Annotated in this window: 15 protein-coding genes and 1 pseudogene; 4 read left to right on the top strand and 12 right to left on the bottom strand. The window is 61.5% G+C overall.

Features of this window, described 5'->3' with window-relative positions; translation table 11 throughout:
- Window positions 1-678 precede the first annotated feature (678 nt).
- Entirely contained in the window at window positions 679-1,449 is a 771-nt protein-coding gene (locus tag F1D05_RS13315; RefSeq protein ID WP_185447996.1) for a hypothetical protein, read from the top strand.
- A 244-nt stretch (window positions 1,450-1,693) separates the two neighbouring features.
- Here the strand turns inward: F1D05_RS13315 and F1D05_RS40140 are convergent, their stop codons facing one another.
- The 3 genes from F1D05_RS40140 to F1D05_RS13300 are packed head-to-tail and all read right to left on the bottom strand — an operon-like array spanning window position 1,694 to window position 3,930.
- Window positions 1,694-2,206, bottom strand: coding sequence for a tyrosine-type recombinase/integrase (locus tag F1D05_RS40140; RefSeq protein ID WP_281388940.1), 513 nt, complete (start codon window positions 2,204-2,206; stop codon window positions 1,694-1,696).
- Between the two features lie 36 nt (window positions 2,207-2,242).
- Entirely contained in the window at window positions 2,243-3,283 is a 1,041-nt protein-coding gene (locus tag F1D05_RS13305; RefSeq protein WP_185447995.1) for a helix-turn-helix domain-containing protein, read from the bottom strand.
- The gene (locus F1D05_RS13300) at window positions 3,280-3,930 is read right to left on the bottom strand and encodes a hypothetical protein (RefSeq protein ID WP_185447994.1); all 651 of its coding nucleotides are present in this window, start codon (window positions 3,928-3,930) and stop codon (window positions 3,280-3,282) included. The genes F1D05_RS13305 and F1D05_RS13300 overlap by 4 nt, the downstream gene beginning before the upstream one ends.
- Before the next feature lie 724 nt (window positions 3,931-4,654).
- Here F1D05_RS13300 and F1D05_RS13295 point away from each other — a divergent pair.
- From F1D05_RS13295 to F1D05_RS13285, 3 genes and pseudogenes are all read left to right on the top strand, one after another.
- On the top strand, window positions 4,655-5,614 hold the full coding sequence (locus F1D05_RS13295; RefSeq protein ID WP_185447993.1) for a hypothetical protein: 960 nt from the start codon (window positions 4,655-4,657) through the stop codon (window positions 5,612-5,614).
- A 233-nt stretch (window positions 5,615-5,847) separates the two neighbouring features.
- Window positions 5,848-7,047: pseudogene (locus F1D05_RS13290) on the top strand (IS3 family transposase).
- Window positions 7,048-7,290: 243 nt separating this feature from the next.
- Window positions 7,291-7,626 (top strand): hypothetical protein, encoded by a 336-nt coding sequence (locus F1D05_RS13285; RefSeq protein WP_246486659.1) that lies wholly within the window; start codon window positions 7,291-7,293, stop codon window positions 7,624-7,626.
- On the opposite strand, the gene F1D05_RS42965 is transcribed toward F1D05_RS13285, so the two are convergent.
- The 9 genes from F1D05_RS42965 to F1D05_RS13240 all read right to left on the bottom strand — a co-directional run bounded on the left by F1D05_RS42965 (window position 7,627) and on the right by F1D05_RS13240 (window position 18,392).
- Window positions 7,627-8,013: a DUF2690 domain-containing protein gene (locus tag F1D05_RS42965; RefSeq protein WP_428995028.1), complete on the bottom strand. Its 387-nt coding sequence runs from the start codon at window positions 8,011-8,013 to the stop codon at window positions 7,627-7,629.
- A gap of 482 nt (window positions 8,014-8,495) precedes the next feature.
- Window positions 8,496-8,930: a hypothetical protein gene (locus F1D05_RS38830; RefSeq protein WP_206686200.1), complete on the bottom strand. Its 435-nt coding sequence runs from the start codon at window positions 8,928-8,930 to the stop codon at window positions 8,496-8,498.
- A 274-nt stretch (window positions 8,931-9,204) separates the two neighbouring features.
- Window positions 9,205-10,605, bottom strand: coding sequence for a Wadjet anti-phage system protein JetD domain-containing protein (locus tag F1D05_RS13270; RefSeq protein ID WP_185447990.1), 1,401 nt, complete (start codon window positions 10,603-10,605; stop codon window positions 9,205-9,207).
- Between the two features lie 84 nt (window positions 10,606-10,689).
- Window positions 10,690-13,806, bottom strand: a complete 3,117-nt coding sequence (locus tag F1D05_RS13265) for a hypothetical protein (RefSeq protein WP_185447989.1) — start codon at window positions 13,804-13,806, stop codon at window positions 10,690-10,692.
- A complete protein-coding gene (locus tag F1D05_RS13260; protein WP_185447988.1) occupies window positions 13,803-14,291 on the bottom strand; it encodes a hypothetical protein in 489 nt (162 codons plus the stop codon). Before F1D05_RS13260 ends, F1D05_RS13265 begins: the two co-directional genes overlap by 4 nt.
- An 808-nt stretch (window positions 14,292-15,099) precedes the next feature.
- The gene (locus tag F1D05_RS13255; protein ID WP_185447987.1) at window positions 15,100-16,401 is read right to left on the bottom strand and encodes a hypothetical protein; all 1,302 of its coding nucleotides are present in this window, start codon (window positions 16,399-16,401) and stop codon (window positions 15,100-15,102) included.
- A 423-nt stretch (window positions 16,402-16,824) separates the two neighbouring features.
- Window positions 16,825-17,214, bottom strand: coding sequence for a helix-turn-helix domain-containing protein (locus F1D05_RS13250; protein ID WP_185447986.1), 390 nt, complete (start codon window positions 17,212-17,214; stop codon window positions 16,825-16,827).
- A gap of 368 nt (window positions 17,215-17,582) precedes the next feature.
- Window positions 17,583-17,879, bottom strand: a complete 297-nt coding sequence (locus tag F1D05_RS13245) for a hypothetical protein (protein WP_185447985.1) — start codon at window positions 17,877-17,879, stop codon at window positions 17,583-17,585.
- 126 nt (window positions 17,880-18,005) lie between these two features.
- The gene (locus F1D05_RS13240; protein ID WP_185447984.1) at window positions 18,006-18,392 is read right to left on the bottom strand and encodes a winged helix-turn-helix transcriptional regulator; all 387 of its coding nucleotides are present in this window, start codon (window positions 18,390-18,392) and stop codon (window positions 18,006-18,008) included.
- Between the last annotated feature and the right edge of the window lie 51 nt (window positions 18,393-18,443).

Below are 18,443 nucleotides of genomic sequence, written 5' to 3'. Positions count from 1 at the left end.
TCTGTAGATCTGGAGCTTCGCTTTGGGGCAGCGATGCGATACCACGAGTTTGTCGCGCGCTATGAAGGAGTCGATGCTGAGGCTTGGCGGGCCCTCGGTATGACTGCTCGGGTCGAAGCGGATCTGCCATTGGCACTTGCATTGGTTCATCGGGACGTCATCCCGGTGTCTGAAGCGGACTGGCTTCGGATTAGGGGTGGGCGGAGGTTTCCGTATACGCCAAGCTCGCGAGGTATGAGCTGCTGGGCGCGCCTCGTCTGGGGTTACGACTGCAGTTACAAGAAGCTCCTACAATTGGACCACGCGTGGCCCTACTCGCTCGGTGGGCGTTCGACGTCGGACAATGGCGTTTGGCTCTGCGAGATTCATAATCGAGCCAAATCGGATGACGTGCATGCTTACCAGTGGGAAGTTGATCCATGGCCATCGTGGCTCGAACTATCAACGCGCGGTCTTGAAGCTGCCCTCTGAGCTCATCGGCTTTTCACTACCTTCAGTCAAACCGATATCGCCGAGCGACGTCGGGCTTTCCTACTGCCAAGGGGATCCCCTCGTCGACCGCAGATCGGGCGTTGTCGGCGGAGCTTTCGAGATTGGAGCGCGTCCAGCCGGACCTTCGATCGCTGAAACCTCGTTGATACAGCGACCCGGTAGCGGGATGATCTGAACGAGCTCGCGATGGTCGCGGAGCTGATGAAACCCAATGGGGTCGTAATGCTGACGGAGCTGCGGGCCTACTCAGACCCATACGACGCGCTGCGAGAACAGCTTGAGCAACTGAGAGGCCTCATCAAGCGAGTGCCACCACTGATCCAAGCCGACCGTGAGCGGCGGTGGACGGAGGTCGGTCAGCGTCCAGGCGACCCAGAGACCGACATGGTCTATATCTACGAAACGGAGGCGGGCCCGGAAGAAGGTTACGGCTATGCGCCATATGACCAGATCCTGTACTCCACCGCCATCGTTACAGCGTGGGAGAGCTTCCATGTCTATCTCGCCCATCTGCTTGAACGGCGATGCCTCAAGTACAACCTGAAGGATCATCCAGTTCTAGGATCTCTGGTGGATGCCGAGCGGAGCAGATGGGATCGGCAGTTCCAGTTCCTCGTCGACCGATATGACCAGTTCGGCGGCGTCAAGTTGCGAAAGCTCGCGGTGACGTGGGAAGACATCCTCCACGCCCAGGAATTGCGGAACGCATTGGTTCACAACCTTGGCTACTACACCGCCAACTATGTGAAGCGGCCAGACGCCCGCTGGCCATCCGAGGCCGACGAAGTACCCTATACGATTCCGGAGACGCTCGAAGAGCTAGTCAATCGGCAACAGATCCCGCTCGGGGAGAGCTTCACCGACGGAGTCATCACGAAGCTCTTGGCTGCCGCAAAGGTCATCGGTGACCAGCTGTATGAAGAGGAAACCGCAGGTGGGCGGACTGCTAGTGGCTAACGGCTACCTCGGTCTGCCATGACGGTCGCGCAGTCGCGTACCTCGCATACCGAGTACCTTGCGTACAGTCTCACCGTCTACGCCGACGCGCTCGCCGACGCGCTTCAGCGATAGCCCAGTGGCATACAGCCGTTCAGCCTCCACCTCCTGCTCGGACGAGAGTCCCCTCTGACGCATCTCGATCCCGTTTCGCCGCAGGATCAACCCGGCAGTATCCGGATGTATGCCGAACTGTCGACCGAGCTCACGGAGCTTCGGCCCCTTCCTGGTAGCCCGCGGTCAGTCGCGCCGTCTGCTCGGCGGTGAGCTGCTTGGCTGTCCCTGGCCGTTTCCGCGGTGCGGTGGCTCGTTCGGACGTTGAAGTTGGCTTCGGCAGCCGTTTGACGAGTCGCTCTAGGTCCCTGACCTGCGCGTTTGTGTCGCAATCAGCAACCCACAGGTCCACAGCAAGAAACTGCAGGTCAGAGCGGGAACCCGGCACCAGCCGAGTCCCCGTTCTATCCACTTCAGGCCTCGTCAGCAGCGAAAAGGCAGCGAGAGCGTCTAGGATCCTCTCCTGGGAGTCTCCCTGGACGTGGGTGTAGATCGCGAGTGTGGTTGTCGCTCGCTCGTGTCCCATGACCCGCTGCATGTCGGGAACCGGCACACCCGAGGTGATCAGCCACGAGGCGTACGAGTGCCGCAGATTGTGGAACCTGAGCCCGCCGTCGCCGTGTCTCGCGATTGCCTTGACGGCCTGGAGTGCGATCGGGAGCACCTCGAACAGGAGTTGTCCGCAGCATCGAGGCCTGCATTAGGCCGTCGTCAGCGTGAGCCCGAAGAGGTAGGACTTCAGATCGTCCACGCTGATTCCCAAGGTGGCGGCGGATGATTTCACGCCGATGCCGTCCTCGCGAAGGCTCTGCAGGACTTTGCTGTGAAGCAGTGATGCTTCGCGCGAGATGCCTCCCGGCTCATCGCGTCGGTAGCCGAGACGCCCCAACTGCACGAAGGCGTTGCGGTAGCCCCAGTCAGTGGTGAGATCGAGCTCGTGCAGGCGGTGAGTCAGAGCCAAGGCGGAGACGCGCCAGATGGTCTTGGCGCTGATGATCTGGGGGACGGTGGCGTGTCGAAGACCTTGCGCTACGACGGATGCTCGCGGCATCAAGAACGCGGCGGCAAAGGCGTTCGCTTGAGCTTCAATCTCGGGGCCGTGGGGAACAACATGTTCGCCGTGCATGACCAGATGGCCCAACTCGTGCGCGACGTCGAAACGGCCTCGCTCACCCGACTTCTCAGTGTTCAAGAAGATGTAGGGCTGACCTCGCCAGGCTAGGGAGAACGCGTCGAGTGACTTCGTGTCAGCCGGTAGCGAGTACACGCGAATGCCGTGTGCTTCGACAAGATGTACCGCGTTCCGGATCGGTCGAAGGCCGAGACCCCATCGCGCACGTAGGCTGTCGGCCGCAGATTCGGGGTCGTAACCCGTCAGTGTCGGAATGCTCGCCTCTGGCAGGTCGAATCGCTCGGCAATCCAACGGTCGAACATGAGGGCGACTCGGCCGGCACTCAGTGCGGCATCCCGTTGGCGTGCCGTCATCTTCGTCGCAGCTCGAAAGCTCACCGAGTCCTCGGGAATCTCGTCTAGTTCATCGCCGTGGAAGAACTGGATCGGGAAGTCGAGGACATGGGCAATCGTCTGCAGCGATTCGCTAGTCGGTTTCCACTCCCCGTTCTCGTAGGCGGACAGACTCCTGGAGCTGATATCCGTACTCTTCGCCAATGCCGTCAGGGTCAACCCGCGGCGTTTGCGGGCGATCTTGAGCCGTGTCGGCGCAATCTCTTGCTCGTTCACGCTCGACGACTGACCGGAACCTCGTATGCGGCCGCGTCGCTCGAGGAGTCACCATCACTGCTGCCGGGGGCGGCGCCAACATATGGGCCCGGGTCGCGCGGCACTGACGGGAAGATAATCCGCACATCCCAATCGTTGATGTATGAGCCCTCCATGCTGCGAGGGAGGGAGAGCTCGGACCTGATCTCGCCATCATCGAACCAGTAGAGCAACAGCCATGTGAGCAGCTCCGGCGTCTTCCGCTCAGGTTCGAAATCCGAACCAAGATCGAAGGTGAGCTGGTTTGTGGCTACCGCCTCAAAGATGGTGATGCCCTTGGGGTTCTTCGTCGTGGGCTTCATGCGCTCATTACCAGTAGCAGCATCCCCAGAGCTCGCAACGACTGCAAAGTCACCCGCCGGGCTGATGATGCGGCACTGGTTTCGCGGGTTGTCATAATCCCAGTCTCTGGGCAGCAGTTCCTCGCGGAGGAAGCGGACTGTGCGACCGTGCCGCAGGCTGCCGCCCATGTAAGGAGGGTCGAGCTTTGTACAAGTTGCAGCTTCTGCATCGGCCTGGCGAAGGACCTTGTGGATCGTCTCGACGTCAAGTCCGAGCTTGGTCAAGCGATCGACTGCTGCCTTGTCTGTCAGCACCGCAGTGCGCACAGGTCCTCCTGATCTAGGCGGGCTACTTCCGGAAACGCTACCTCATCTGAGGTTGAAAATCGCGAAGTCAATGCAGGCATGTCGGCTCGCTGGAGACGGGCCGCACTCCCGGCAAGCACATCGGACACCAGGGGGCGCCCTCAGTCCACCGGTACCAACTAGCAAAGATCCTCCCCAAGAGACTGCGTTGGGTTTCATCACTTTCCGCTACCGGCCTCTTGGCAACGCAGCGTGATCGGTGCATAGTGCCTTGATATCCGGTGAGCCAGGTGCCTACCGGTTGCGCCGATTCCTGTGGGGGGAAGCTAGTGGCCGCGAAGAAGACGAACGGATATCGCAACTACACAGCAGATGGCACGTACTGGACAGTCCGGAAGTATGGGCGGACGTTTTGGGTGCTTCGCCTGAAGAGCGAGACGTACGAACAGCTTGAGGTCTGGGGTGGGTACACGAGGGCTGGCGCTGCCGGAGGGGCTGCTGCCCAGCTTGCGTACTTCCAGGCGGTGAACGAAATGACTGAGAGCCTCCGTGGCACCTTGCACCAGGCGCTCGATAAGGTCGGACTCGGCGCCCTGCCACCGAAGGCTCCAGTTTCGGCTGCCAAAGCGCCGGCGAATCTGGCGGCTGTGGAAGACGACGAGTAACCCTGTCAATTTAATGCAGCAGGTCTCTTCAGAGAGTCGTACTTCGACACGTACAGACAGCATGGGGCGGTGCATTTCAGTTGGAGAAATTGCTATCTAAGCAGATGTGGCAGGGTATCGGTGCAGTTTTCGCAGCCATCGGCCTCGTGATATCGGTGGTGCAGCTCGCCAAGCCTGAGCAGGCTGCGAAACAGTCAACGCCAGAACCGACACAACAGCCAACGCCAGAACCGACGCAACAGCAAACTCCGCGGCCGAGAGGCAATATAAGTGTCGGCGGCGATGGAAGCAGCAATTGTGTCAATGTCGGTAATGGCAACAACTGCACAATATCTGCGGCGCCTGTGATCGAGGATCAGGACTCTCTTGGTATCGGTACCACGTGGCCGGTTTCATTGGGATGTGATGGAGGTACCACGGTTGCCGCAATGCAGCACGATGTTGCGCCGGAGAGGGTTAGGCGCGATCCACTCAAAGACATTCGAGTTCTGCTTACGAAACAACATGCGGCTGCATACGGTCGTGCCAATCTTTCGGTCAGCCTTACAGCCAAAGTCGGCACCGTGGTGCAGATCGATAACCTGAAGCCGATCTTCTACCGCGACAAGAAGCAGGTACAGCCCAAATGGGTATACGACCCAATGGGGGGATGTGGCGGCTCATACGCTCGAATCTTTGCGTTGAATCTCGATACTCACGGCTGGAAAGATTTAGGCGTGGTTAACAACGACGGGGAGTCAGTACCAGCAACCAAGAATATTTCAGCTGCACAACTGGGCCCACGATTCCATGTCAGCCATGACCAGCCGGCAGTGATTGTGGTCCAGTCGCACGTGTGCGCTGGCTACCACGAATGCGGCGTCGAGCTGACGTACTCTACCGGTGGACACACCTACAAGAGGATCTTGGGGACGTCTAGTGCACCATTCCGCAGCGCAGGCGCTCCCATTCAAGAGACTCCCGTATGGACCTTTATGGATGGCGAAGACACCACAAAGCTTCATCGCGCCGATACCACCACCGCGCCGACATTTTGCTGAGGGCCGCCGACGGTGAGTCAGTTGGATGTGCTCGCGATTCAGCGGTTCGCTGCGGATCTCCGGAGGCTCCGCGCTGTAGCCGGCATCCGCAGCTATCGTGCGCTTGCGAAACTGGCGCACTACTCACACACGGGCCTCGCAGAGGCAGCCGCTGGACGGACACTTCCGTGAGGTGCCACGAACCTTCCGGACAGCGGCTCAACTAAGATTGAGCTGTCCGGAAAGGGAAGATGTTGCCGCGTCCGAAGAAGAATTTCACTCCTGAGTATCGGGAGGAAGCTGTGAAGTCGGTGATTGAGACTTCACGTTCTGTCACTCAGGTCGCGAGAGAGCTCGGCATCAACCCGGGAACCCTCAGTAACTGGGTGAGCGCCTTTAAGCGAGACCATGCCGGCGAGGAACCGGCATTGAGCATGGACGAGCGTGCGCGGCTCCGCGAGCTGGAGCGGGAGACGCGAGAACTCCGGATGGAAAACGAGTTCCTAAAAAAAGCCGCAGCATACTTTGCCAAGGATCATCGTTGAGCGAAAAGTTCGAGTTCATCGATGCGGAGTATGCCAACAGGTTGACCCGAGAGAACGGAAATGCGCCGTCGATTGTGAAGATGTGCCGGTGGCTCGAGGTGAAACGGTCCAGTTTCAATGATTGGCGGAGCCGTCCGATGTCGGCGACTGCGCGCCGCCAAGGCGAACTCAAGCTGATCATCGTCAAGTCGTTCGAAGAGTCCGACGAGACCTACGGGTACCGGCGGGTGCATGCCGACCTGGTGGCCTGGGGTGTGACCTGTGGGCTGGAGTTGGTGCGCAAGCTCATGCGTGAGTTGGGTTTGGAGCCGTGCCAGCCGCGGCCGTGGCGGCACTGTCTGACCGAGCAGGATGGCCAGGGCCGGCCCGATCCCGGATCTGGTAGATCGGGACTTCACCGCTGATGCTCCGGGGCACAAGATGGTCGGAGACATTACCTATGTCTCGACCTGGGAAGGGTGGCTTTATCTGGCGACCGTGCTCGATTGCCACACCAAAGCTGTGATCGGGTGGGCCATGGACGACAATTACAAAACCCCGCTGATCGAAGCCGCGATCGACATGGCGGTGCGGAATCACGATCTTGTCGACGGCGCAATCTTTCACTCCGACCGGGGCAGCAACTACACTTCCGCCCAGTTCGCCGCGACTTTGAAGAACAATAATCTTCGCCAATCAGTCGGGCGGACCGGTATCTGTTACGACAATGCGATGGCCGAATCGTTCTTCGGCGCTCTCAAGAACGAGCGTACCCACCGAACCGAGTACCCGACCCGCGACCATGCACGCCGCGATATCGCCCGCTACATCGAATTGCGCTACAATACTAAACGCCGTCACTCAGGGCTCGGCTACCGGACCCCACAGCAAGCCCACGACGACTACCTGGAAACACAATCCGCCGCCTGAATCAGCCATCAAAAAGCTGTCCGGAAAGCGCGTGGCACCTCACCGTCACTCGATGTGACTGTGGCGTTTGTTGTAGCTTGCGATGGTGATCCGTTGGCCTGGCGACGCCGATGGATATCTCTCGCCGGCGTGGCACCTGAAGGTCCTCCGACAGCCGCTATGGCTGGGCCGCCCGGCCCAAAACAGCAGGTTATTGACGGGGCTGATCCACTAGATTCGGGCTGCTACCTGGATGCCGCCACGGTGTCGGCGAAGAAGGTCTCGCTCATGGATCGCCGCCACATCATTGGAGAAATCGAGCTGAGATATTCCCATCGAGAGCAAGCGGCGTGGGGAAGATTCGTCGGGAGCGAGGGTTTAGACAAACTGGCCCTGCATCGACACGAGGTAGATCTTGTGATCGGTGTAGATCGGGAATCGGATGGCGAGTCTCTTGAATATCAGGATGACTATTGGTTTGACTACCAGTGGGGTGATCTCCTGAAGACTGGCTCCGGCCGTCTCCACGCATGGGTTCGCATATGTTTCGACGGCGCGGAGGTCGCATACGGCGAGACAGACCGGATTGACCTGCCGTGATCAATGAGTACGTGTGCAGTACTGAGGACCGCCGTACAGCTGAATACAGGACTGGATGTAGAAGTAGTAGGAGAACATCTTCGTCCATGTGGTTCCGTAGCAGGGTACTTGCACGTTGCTTTGAGCCGCCCATTGCGTTGCCTGCCAGTCGTACCACGCGATCGTCTTGATCGAGCCGCCATGGCTACAGTCATTGACAGTCGCTCTCGTCCAAGCAGCGCTGCAGGACGGGGAGAAACGCATCTCCACGTAGAACCCGTTCCATGTGTAAGAGTCGAGAGATTTCGCATCCGCAGAGCAGCCCATTGCCTGAGGATCCTGATTGTTACAGCCCTGCCGATAGCAGCCCGCCGCCGACGCCGGTGAGATTCCGATTGGGGAGAGCATGCTGGAGGCAACCAGCAGAAGGAATATCGTTATGGTGCTCAGCCGTCGAGCCATACGCCTCCGGAGAGGATCACCCAGTCGACCGGTGGAGGTCGATTGTTGTGACGCATTTACAGAAGACGGCTGTGTTCGGGGAATCGTGTGCATCTGGACTCCTACGGATCTGTGTCGAGGTTTACGGGCGATGTACTGCTAGTTTTCCGCAGAAGGGCCTTCGCGAACATGAGCGCGGTGTCAGTTGACAGATGCCTGACACTCGTGGCTGATTACCGTGGTCTACTCGTCCTTGGCGCGGAGCTGAATCGGCGCCCCAGTCCATGACTGGTACATATCCGTGACGACAGACATCCTCGGCGTCAGAAGCAACTGCGTCAGCCCGTGTTACGCCTCGACTTAGCAGGTCGGCGGACAGCGCGTTGTCGATGAGCTGCGTCTGGCGCCGCTTGCAGTGAGCTCTCTTTCGGGAGGGCGACCGAAGAGACCTACCTCGACCTTCCGTGCTGATCCCGCAGCCTGAAGTCGTTGGCGATCAGCGTTCTCCGTACGGTCTCACCATCGACACCGAGCCGCTCACCGACGCGCTTCAGCGATAGCCCAGTGGCGTACAGCCGCTCCGCCTCCACCTCCTGGTCGGGCGATAGGCCCTTCGATCGCATCTTGACCCCATGCCGCCGCAGGATCAACCCGGCAGTGTCCGGATGGATGCCAAACTGTCGACCGAGTTCCCGCAACTTCGCCCCCGCCCGGTAGCCGGCAATCAGCCGGGCGGTCTGCTCGGCGTTGAGCTGCTTGGCGGTCCGCGGTCGCCTCCGTGATGCGGCGGCTGGTTCGCGCGAGGTAGTCGGCTTCGGCAGCTGTTTGGCGAGCCGCTCTAGATCGCTGACCTGCGCGTTCGTGTTGTAATACGATCCTCGCACGTCCACCCAGGCGAAGCCGGTCTCCACGGAGACCGGCTTTGTGCTTGTGCTACGCAAGTACCCCGTACACCCGTCGCCGGCCGATCCTCCGTCGCGGCCCGCTCTGGGCGCTCCCACCCACCGGCTCGCTCTTGCGTCGTGTGGGTGCCTGGGTGCGGCGCGCCTTCTGCCGAGTCATTGCTGGCCTTGCGCTCGTCGGCCAAATTTGCCGAGGCAGTGGGTCGGAGGTGGTGGGGCTCGCCATCGTTTGGGACGAACGGACCTATGATTCTCGCTACACCTGCGGAAGCGCTGCAAGTTGATCAGCGAGGATCGGCAGGACGACGTCATGGAGGGGCTGCTGCTCCACGGCTTTGCCAGTTTCCTCGATGTATTCAGCCACTTTGCGGAGCGACGGTGGGAGGCGGTCCTTCAAACTTGCGGCAAGACGCCGGTCTTCACGCTCCGCTTTACGCTGCTCGTCCAGGTTCGCTCGCTTCCTAGCGGGGCCGGAGCTGAGCAGCTCCAGATCCATCCCGAGGGGTGTCGCCGGCCGGCCTAATCGTTGGGTCAACATCGTGAAAATCTGGAGGCCAGCGGCGTCGAGGTCCATCCATGCCGCAACTCTCACCGGTGGTAGTGCGGCGATGAGGTCGATCGTATTGACAACTGCCTTTCCCTGTCCCCAGATGCACAACCAGGAATCGGTGATCTCGTCGATCCCACACACCTGTTCAAAGGTCTCGGCGTTCTCTATCAGCAGAACTCCGGTCGCAGTGAAATCAATCTCACCGGCAAGGCGAACGCCTTCGGAGGGCAAGCCGATCCACGGCCTACTGCGACTTGCATCGGCGATCACATTTCCCTGCCGCCACACGAGTGGCCCACGCACCCTGATAGTGATGTCAGACTTCTGCACGGCTCGAGAGAACTCGACGCCGACGAGTTGGCTGAAAACAATGGAGCGAGCGGCCGACCACTTGGTGTGCGTGTCACCCCAAGCCAGGCCGGCAAGCTCGGCTGCGCCGGGTATCCGCTCCATGCGCGCCCAGATGCAGGCGGCACGCAGCGCGGCTTCGTAGGTCGCCCAGCTCTTCGCGGTCGTCATCGTGCAGGCTGGTGGGGCAAGAGCCGAGCCGACAGGCACCGCGTGAAGGGCCGATCTTTCTGCGACGAGTTGTAGTGGCGTCTGGAGGCCATTCAGCAGCCCGACGAGTTCCTCGCGAACCTCGTCCACGTTGCGTTGAGGTCTGAGCTCTGCAAGTTCATCGTCAGCCTGCTCGGCCCAAGCATGCGACAAGGTCCAGCTTTCAGGCAGCCCCAGTTCGACTGTGTGCCGGTCAACTCCGCAGCGCAGGATAACGCCGCCAGCGCGGACAAGGCCAAGAGCAACTGCGAATGCGCGGTCGCCGAATCGCTTCTGTACCGTCGACCATTGCCGCCGTCCCGTGGATAGCACCCAGGCCAGATCGTGACGAGACAAGCCAGCTGGTGGCTCGAAAAGCGCCGTGCGGTCGGAGCAGATGAGATCAACCCGTGTTGCGTTGATACGGCCGCGCCGATCCTTCGGCACGCGCGACTCGCCATCGCGTCGAACCGGAATAGTCACCGCCTCTACACCGTTGGGTATGCCGCGTATCACGATCGACGTACGCCCGGCGAGCTCCCCTAGCAGGGGCTTGTAGCGCTCACGCATAGGAATCATTTACCAAAGCTCGGTGCGCCAGCCGAAACACATAGAGGGATGGCCAGTTTGCTCGTTTTGAGCCCGCAGTCTCGTCTATCCCCATGGCCGAAAGGACCTCATCCAGTCCGCGGTGAGCTCCACGCGTCCTTGTTCTGGATCGTGAGCCCAAATCCGAACTGGCTGGTTATAGGCGTCGGCTGTCGATGCGTGAGTAAACCAGAGAATCTCGTGGCATGCCTCGGCCGCATCGTGAAGCACCGAGTCCTGGCAGGTGCCGAGAATGGTGACACGCTGACGCTCGGCCACCTGCCGAAGCGCTGCGAGAACATCTTTTCGGTTCACCTCGCCGAGAGAGTTGCCGAGCTCGTCGATCACCAGCACTCGACCTGCGGTGGAGTCGGATGCCAAGAGCGCTGCCAAGGTGACTTGGACTGCATACACCTTCACTTGGGCGCCATTCGCCACCTCGCGATAGTTGATCAGCTTGCCGTCTCGGACTCGTCGCCACTGCGGTGAGACCTGCCATCGCCAGGGGCTCGTCGCGGTCTCGGGTCGCCGAGAGACGACAGAGAGATCCGCCCCGTATCCACCGCGGCTGATGTCGAGCGCCTGCAGGGCGGCGCTCATTCTGGAGAAGTGGCCCTCGATGCTTCGCTCGATCATGTCCTGGATGGTTTCCAGAGCCTCGGTACGATCATGGACTTCGTCGCGCAGTGTACTAACCGTTTCCTGCCGGCGGGCACGATCCAGGCGGATAGATGTCTCGGTGGTCTTGTCCCGCTCCGCAGTGCCGTCGAGCCTGGTCTGCAGCGGCCGTGACAACTCCATGAAGGTCCTGCTGCCAGGGCTTGGCTCGTCGCCATCGACCAAATCCTCGCGATGGTCCGCGACGTCTTTGATGTCGGCGGGCAACTCTTCGACGTTGGCGTGGTAAGCGTCGAAGGCCTCCTTGAGTGCTTCCTGGGCACGATTCCGCAATCGCTTGGCGGTTAGCCGACGAATTGCCTCGTCTTGCTCGTCGAGCAGCGACTTAGCCGCGTCTATAGTGTTCGCCCACCCGGCGCGCCAGTACGGCAAATGCAGGGAGTCACGATCCGCCTGGGCCTTTTTTAGAGCGTCCTTTGCCTCACGGAGCCCGCGTTCATCGCGCCCTACGTTTCCCTTGGCCACCTCCAGTTGGCTCTGGTGTTGCGATGCCAGAAGGTTGGCATCCTTCCAGGTCTCGAACGCTTCAGACTCGGCTTGCCTTGCGGCAACCGTGTCCTCGTCGAGCTGGCGGATCTGTTCTTCGAGACCTTCGGCCTCCTTATCGTTGCTAGCGAGTTGTTCGGCCGCCTCTGCCTGCTTCAGTTCCGTGTCTGCCTGAGCCTCGAATAGTTTTGCCCGGTGCGCAGCCCGCCCAAGCTGGGACAACTTCTCCATCGCCTCGTCCAGTACGGCCTGAGCCGTCGCGACACGGGCCTGTCTGCCTGCAATCGCGGTATCAAACCCGCCAATCACGATGACACCCGCCGTGGCGGCATCGACAGCGCGTGGTGGCATGTCGTGGTGGTCATGACGGCTGGCCAGGGCAGATAGGAATCTCCCGATCGGAATCCCTGTGTTCAGCCCAGGTGGAAGTTGGGTTGACGACAGCAGACCGTCATCACCGGTGAGAGGGCCATCGGCGGGAATCAAAATGGTGCCCGGCAGATGGGAGACGGCCGATGCCGCGTAGTCAAGGTCGCCTGGCGCGACGACTACTGCAGACAGCCAGGGATGGATGACGGGCTCCCACCAGTACCGTGCAGGCTCGTCAATGGAGAGCGTGTCTGCAAGCGCACAACGTGGGATCTGACGCGACTCCAGGGCCGCCATTACCTCGAGGATTTCGTGCGGTGTTCCTCTCTCGGCTTGCTGCAGGGCCTCGGTCGCGCCTCGGATCGTTTCCTGCGCCAACTCGTGCTTCGCGCGCAGGTCTGAAACTGTCCGCTGAGCAACGGCGAGCCCGTGGCCGCGGTCGGCAACCGAAGTTCCGTCCCATCCGTCTGCCTCGGTGAGGAGGCGTGGACGCTCAGCCGCGATCTTGCTGTACCCGGCTGCCAGGATGGCTCGGGCTTGTTCGCCGTGCTGCCGCTTGTCCTGCTGGTCCTCCCAGTCCACTTTGGCTTCCCGCTCCGCAGCCGAGAGGTCTTTGCGGTTGGCGAGTAGGGAGTGAGCTTCCTTTGTCTCGGCAAAGCTGATCTCAGCCTTCTTCACTTCCTTACCGGCTAGCTCCACACGCTGCGTCGCAGACTCGTGTTGCGGAGTGATTTCGACGTAGCGGCGAGCGAAGTGCAGACGCCACATAAGCTCTCCGCGAGCGAGGGCCGAGCGTGCCCTCTGTCTGTTGGCCACGGCCGCCAGTTCAGCATCCTCCACGTGCAGTCGCAGTTCGTGCGAGGTTTGGGCTTTGTGCTGTGCGCGTTGCTGTTCGGCCAGTGCATTGCGCTGTTCCTGTTCCTGTTCTAGTACCTGTCGCAGACCGGCAAGGTCTATCAGCGACTGGCCAATTGCCTCTGGACTCATCTCCGTCATCTGCTGGGACAACAAAGAAGCGGCAGTCCGTCGGAGGGTGGTGTCGAGGTACGCCATGCATCGGGGTGCGTCGCCGTACAAGGTGGCCTGCAGCGACTTGGCCGAGCATCGTTGGGTCGGTGGAATCGAGGTCCAGATCATGTCGGCCTGCTCGTACCTTTCGGGATCCGTGTCGGCGTCCGCGATACGCAGGCCGACTGACCACTTGGCCTGCAGATACGGAGCGGTCGTCGACAACCGGATCCAGAGAGACAGAAGATTGTCAGGAGCACCGGTCGAGTCGGCGAAAACTCCGACGATGTAGCCGTGGGGTGCGGGCGAAACCCGGCTGGCTTCTTGCCCGGCTGCGTCGGGCCTGAATAGAAGACCAGCAGCCAACTGACCGCCGTTAACGTCCAACCGCCATTGTGGATCGGACAGCAGTACGGTTACAGCTGCTAAAAAGCTGGTCTTTCCTGACCCATTGCTGTCTCCTTTCGGCCCGACTCCAGAGACGGCGATAAACGTGCCGGGAACGATGGGAATGGCGTGGTTCGTGAGGCGGGCTATATCGAACGTCTGGACGGCGACTAGCTCACGGGAACCGACCAGCCCGTGCGCCCCAACGCTTTCCTTGATGGCTGTGCCGGGCAGGTGTGGTTGCGCGGTGCTCATGGATTGTCTCCTTCTGCTGACGCAGGAGGGGATTCAATGTTCGCCGACTCTCGTCTTGCCGAACGTCGGCGGCGAACGGATTCGGCCAGTAGACCCTCCGGTTCCGCCAGTACGATGAGTTCCTCGAAGATCCACTCGATGGCCGCCGGAGTCAGCCGTGAGAGTTGTGGACCTGGAACGATCCATCGGTTGGCGCCGTAACGCAGGATTCCGGCATCTCGCAAGCGGCGGACTGCGGCCCTGATCAGTGAATCAGGCAGCTTCGAGTCAAAGAGTGTCCGCGGGTCGACCGCCTCGGCGACTGTCCAGGCAGCCTCACGCGCGATGACACCCCTCGCGCGAGGAATAGCGACGGTGTGCAGCAGTACGAGGCACAGCACGGCACGGTCTTCCGGCGGGAGTACACCGAGGCCATCGTTGGCCAATGCTTCCCGAACATCTTCTGCGTAACCGGAAAGGAAGCCCTGTGCGCTCTCCAGCAGCACTCGGCCAGAATCGTCGAGAACGCGTTCCACCGCAGCACGCAGGGCTGCATCTCCCAGTGCTCGAAACGCCGTCCGGGGGACTGGTAACTCGGCCTCTTCCACGGCCCTGACCGCAACCAGGACATCCGCACGGGCGGAAGTATCGAGGTCTGCGAGACCTGGACCACGTGAAGGAGACCTCATTTGGACTCGCCGAAACCGTCGCTGATTCTGGTGACTCGTTCGGCAGGCGGCCGGGGCAGACGCGACCAGACTCCGCGTAGAACTGACACCTCGTGGTCTGGCCAGGGCCGCGACCACCGGTCCCAGCATGATGGTCTGCTCTGCCTGGTTGAGCACGATCAATCCGGCAAAATCCAAGGTGGTTAACGCCCCGCGTGCATGCCGGGTACCTCCGACATTGGTCCCACCTGTTTCGTTGGGCGCCCTCAGGAAGTTCACTGTAGCGAGCACGTCGTCAACACTTGCTAATTCTGCCGGGTAGATGGGCGCATTGGGGTCGGTCCAGCAGCATCTCAAGCAGGCAGCCAGCGTCCGAAGCAGACGAGGCTGAGCCGGACGCGCCGAGCGGACGGAGTCCATCCCCTCGCCTCCCCAGGTGCCATTAGTATCGGCATCCCAACCCAGTAGGATTTGTCCGGCATGTACCTCGACGACGGACCGGCCGATCTTGCGCGCAGCTGCCCGGAGTACTCGTTCCTCCGACGGATTCTCAGGTCCAGGGGCGGTCCGCAGAGTCCTTAAGGCGGCCAGCAACTGGCGATCCGGTCTCTCGTACAGCAGTCGGGTTTCGACAACGATGGTCGGTTTAGTGCTCACGCAAGCTCTCTTCGACGTCAATCTGTAGCTCATCGGTCAGGTGGGGCTCCCACGTCAAGGATGATGCGTCGGCCAGGGAAGCCATCGTGGCGTGTCGGTTGACTCTGACGGGGGAGACGTGTGTAACAACACCGGGCGGGTCGACGATCAGTGCCTCACTTAGTTCGACGCTGTACGGCAAATCCGGATCGGCGTGCGCGGCGAGCAGATCGGCGACCCTCACCGCTGCTCCAGGCCAACCTGCCAGTCGCAGTGCTGTCGTCACGTCTGCGGTTGGCTCTCCGTCGAGACTCATTTCCGCGGCGAGCAGGCGCCTTCGCCTGGTTCGCTCCGTACGCTCGCGCGCCAGTAGGACTGGATCGTCTCCGGGGCTCGGATCGGCAGGTTGCGGAGCTCGCCGGCGGGTAGGTCGTGGGACCACATCGTCGACCGCGCCGACGATGCCATCCGCGTCCACAGGTGGATTCGCGGGATCAAAGATCACCTGTGAAAACGGATGGGATAGCGCTTCGACGTCAGCGGTCAGAGCGGCGGTCAGGTATTGCTCCGCGTCGAGCATCGAGAAGTCCCGGTGGGCGGCAGCCTCGTCGAGGAGTCTGCCGATGAAGCGTTGCACCGCTTGGGAGTAACGAACTGCCTCGCGGATCAAGCGATCGCCGTCGGCTGCCAGAGGTGGGAACCTTTGAACCACCAGCGTGATGAGGTCTCTTGCATCCTTGAGGAGCGTATCTCCGGTTCGGTGGTGCCGTCGCTCCGCCAGTAGTTCTTCAAGGGGCGACGAGGCTACCAGCCGATTCAGGTGATCCGCGTTGACAGAGAATCCTCGACGGGCTTGTGCCAGCGCATGCTGCACATGCTCCGACGTGGCCACACCGGAACGCAATCCGCTGCGTGTGCGGTCTAGCAGGGTCAGGATCTCCTGAACTCCGCCATCCTGTCCGAGACGTTCAAACACCATCAAAGCTGCGGCTGATGTGGGGTTGAAGACGTATCGCTGCTGATGAGCCTTATCGCGAACCGGCATGAGCATGCGGAGATGACAGTAGAGGTCGAAACGAGAGTTGAATCGCGCTGAGTCCGGACAGATGTCGGCGCAAGCCTCCGCCAACTGAGCGCGGCCCAGGCCGCCATCGGCGTCCAAATCGCCGAACGCCTGGTAGACAGCATCCGCCAAGTCGAGAGCGTCGAGAGAGTCGACGACGGCACCGGCATTGGCTGCGACTGGAGCGATGAACGCCGAAACGCGCGCCAGCAGGCCGTCGCGCTGTGCATCCTCGAACAACGATTCCATAGGGTATCGACTCTCCGCTAACTGATTGCTTCGGCTTGCCACAGAGCGTAGCGAGCGGCGCCGACGATCGCCATCCACGCAAGTATTTGGCGGAGCGGAATTCGTCAAGTCCAAGGTGGTTGAGGGCCCGCGGGAGTTAGGCCGCGGGCTCTTCTGGATGAGTTGGTTGATCGAGGTTGCGTAAGGCAGGGTGAGGATGGCCAGTGTTGTGGCGGTGGTGAATTGTTCGGGGGGCTGCGGTCCGGCCCGTGGTCAGGGCGCGACGGCGGCGCTGGTCGCTGGCCGCGGTGAGGCCGTACTGGACGTCGGCGGGCGTGTGGGGCCCGATGGGTCGCCCACCGGCCTCACATAGCTACGCCTGGCATGCCGGGGCCAGTCGGAGGCTGGCTGGTGCAGTAGATGAGAGCGATAGCAATCAGCTGTCTACCGAGGTCGCTCTTGAGCACCTCTGGTACGCACACCTTGTTTGCTTAAGGCGGTGACGATCGTCGCCCCGTTGAAGCCCAGCCGCCTACCGATCCGGGCCGATGACCAGCCCTCTTCGTAGAGCCGCGCGGCTTCGACGACCTGCTTTGGCGCGAGTCCCTTCGGCCGCATCGCGACCCTCTCCCGCCGCAAGATCAGCCCAGCCGTATCCGGGTGGATGCCGAACCGTGTGCCCAGTCGCAAGATCAATTCGGCCCGGCGGACCCGTTCGCGTCCGAGCGCCTCGGCCGTCGCGGCCGCCGTCGCGGCCAGATGGGCGCCGGCCGGATAGATGTTGGGCGCGTTCCGCAGCCCGCGCAGGTTCGCGCCGTCCACATAATCGACCACCAGCTGTGCCGTCTGCTCAGCATTGAGCCGTCTGGCTGTTCGAGGTCGTTGGCGGGGCAGATCGGCTGACTTTGGCGTCGAGGAGGGCTTCGGGAGTTGTTTGACGAGTCCGCTCTAGGTCTCTGACCTGCGCGTTTGTGTTGTAATGCGGTCCCGGCAGGTCCACCGCATGTCAGAGGCCCTTTCCCGGCTAGGGAAAGGGACCCGAGTCTCTAACTGAGTGACTACCGGTTCTGAGGCAACAGTCCGTCCATCGCTTCGGCTCCCTCAGTGAGTACCGGTCGCAGCTGGTGGCGGTAGACGACTCGGTCACCTGAGTGCTCTTGTGGCCGACTAGCAGTGAGATCTTCTCGATGCTCAGCCCGCCTTCACCGAGCAGCAGTTGACACGAAGCTGTGCCACATCTCGCGAGGCGTCCACTCGGCACTGTTCAGGCCAGGCGTGCGGTCGGCTACGCGCCGGAAATCTCGCCGGACGTTGGCAGCGTCCAGCTCGGTGCCGATCGCAATACAGAACACCAGGTTGAGATGCCTCCACCGATCGTCAGCCGTCGCCTGCATGGTCTGCTGCTGCGCCCGGTGCTCCCGGAGCGCTTCTATGCAGCGCTCCGGCAGTCGCGGGGTTCGCCGGGACTCGTGGGTCTTGGTGTCGCCGCCCTCCCGCACCGAACGACACACCTCGATCGACTGCGGCCGGGGCGGATCGGCGTACGGTGCGCCGTCCAGGTCGATGCCTGTTCGCCGGATACGGGCGGCGTCGCTTGGATGCTGGATGAGAACGCCACGGACGAGTCAGGTTCGACGCCGGGGGGCCTGCTCGCGGGCGTCGTAGTCCTGCCGGGCCTGCTCGACCTTGTCCAGGTTGACCGACCACTCCGAGAGCGCCGCGAACAGCGGCGACAGGCTGCGGCCCAGTTCGCTGATCTCGTACTCCACCCGCGGTGGGACCTCAGGGTAATAGGTGCGCTCGACGAGCCCGTCGCGTTCCATTTGCCGTAGCCGCTGGGTCAGCACCTTGGGCGTGATCGTGGTGACGCGGCGCGACAGTGCCACGAATCGCTGTCGCCCGAACTCGTTGAGCACCCACAGGATCGGGGTGGTCCAGCGGCTGAACACGATGTCGACCACGGGCGCGATCGGGCAGGCCTGCTCCGGATCGACCTCGGTGAGCTCGGTCACTTTCACACCGTTTCCCCAATACTTTCCTCTAGGTACCTACTAGCTCCTCGA

The sequence above is a fragment of the Kribbella qitaiheensis genome, from assembly GCF_014217565.1.
GTDB classification, from domain to species: domain Bacteria; phylum Actinomycetota; class Actinomycetes; order Propionibacteriales; family Kribbellaceae; genus Kribbella; species Kribbella qitaiheensis_A.
The sequence above is the reverse complement of the archived record's forward strand: the minus strand, read 5'-3'. Positions and strand labels throughout refer to the sequence as shown.

What these genes read in the sequence shown, in the direction of transcription:
- F1D05_RS13315 (WP_185447996.1), top strand. Translation starts at nt 679, where the DNA reads ATGGTCGCGGAGCTGATGAAACCCAATGGGGTCGTAATGCTGACGGAG.
- F1D05_RS42965 (WP_428995028.1), bottom strand. Translation starts at nt 8,013, where the DNA reads ATGCTCTCCCCAATCGGAATCTCACCGGCGTCGGCGGCGGGCTGCTAT.
- F1D05_RS13270 (WP_185447990.1), bottom strand. Translation starts at nt 10,605, where the DNA reads ATGCGTGAGCGCTACAAGCCCCTGCTAGGGGAGCTCGCCGGGCGTACG.
- F1D05_RS13265 (WP_185447989.1), bottom strand. Translation starts at nt 13,806, where the DNA reads ATGAGCACCGCGCAACCACACCTGCCCGGCACAGCCATCAAGGAAAGC.
- F1D05_RS13255 (WP_185447987.1), bottom strand. Translation starts at nt 16,401, where the DNA reads ATGGAATCGTTGTTCGAGGATGCACAGCGCGACGGCCTGCTGGCGCGC.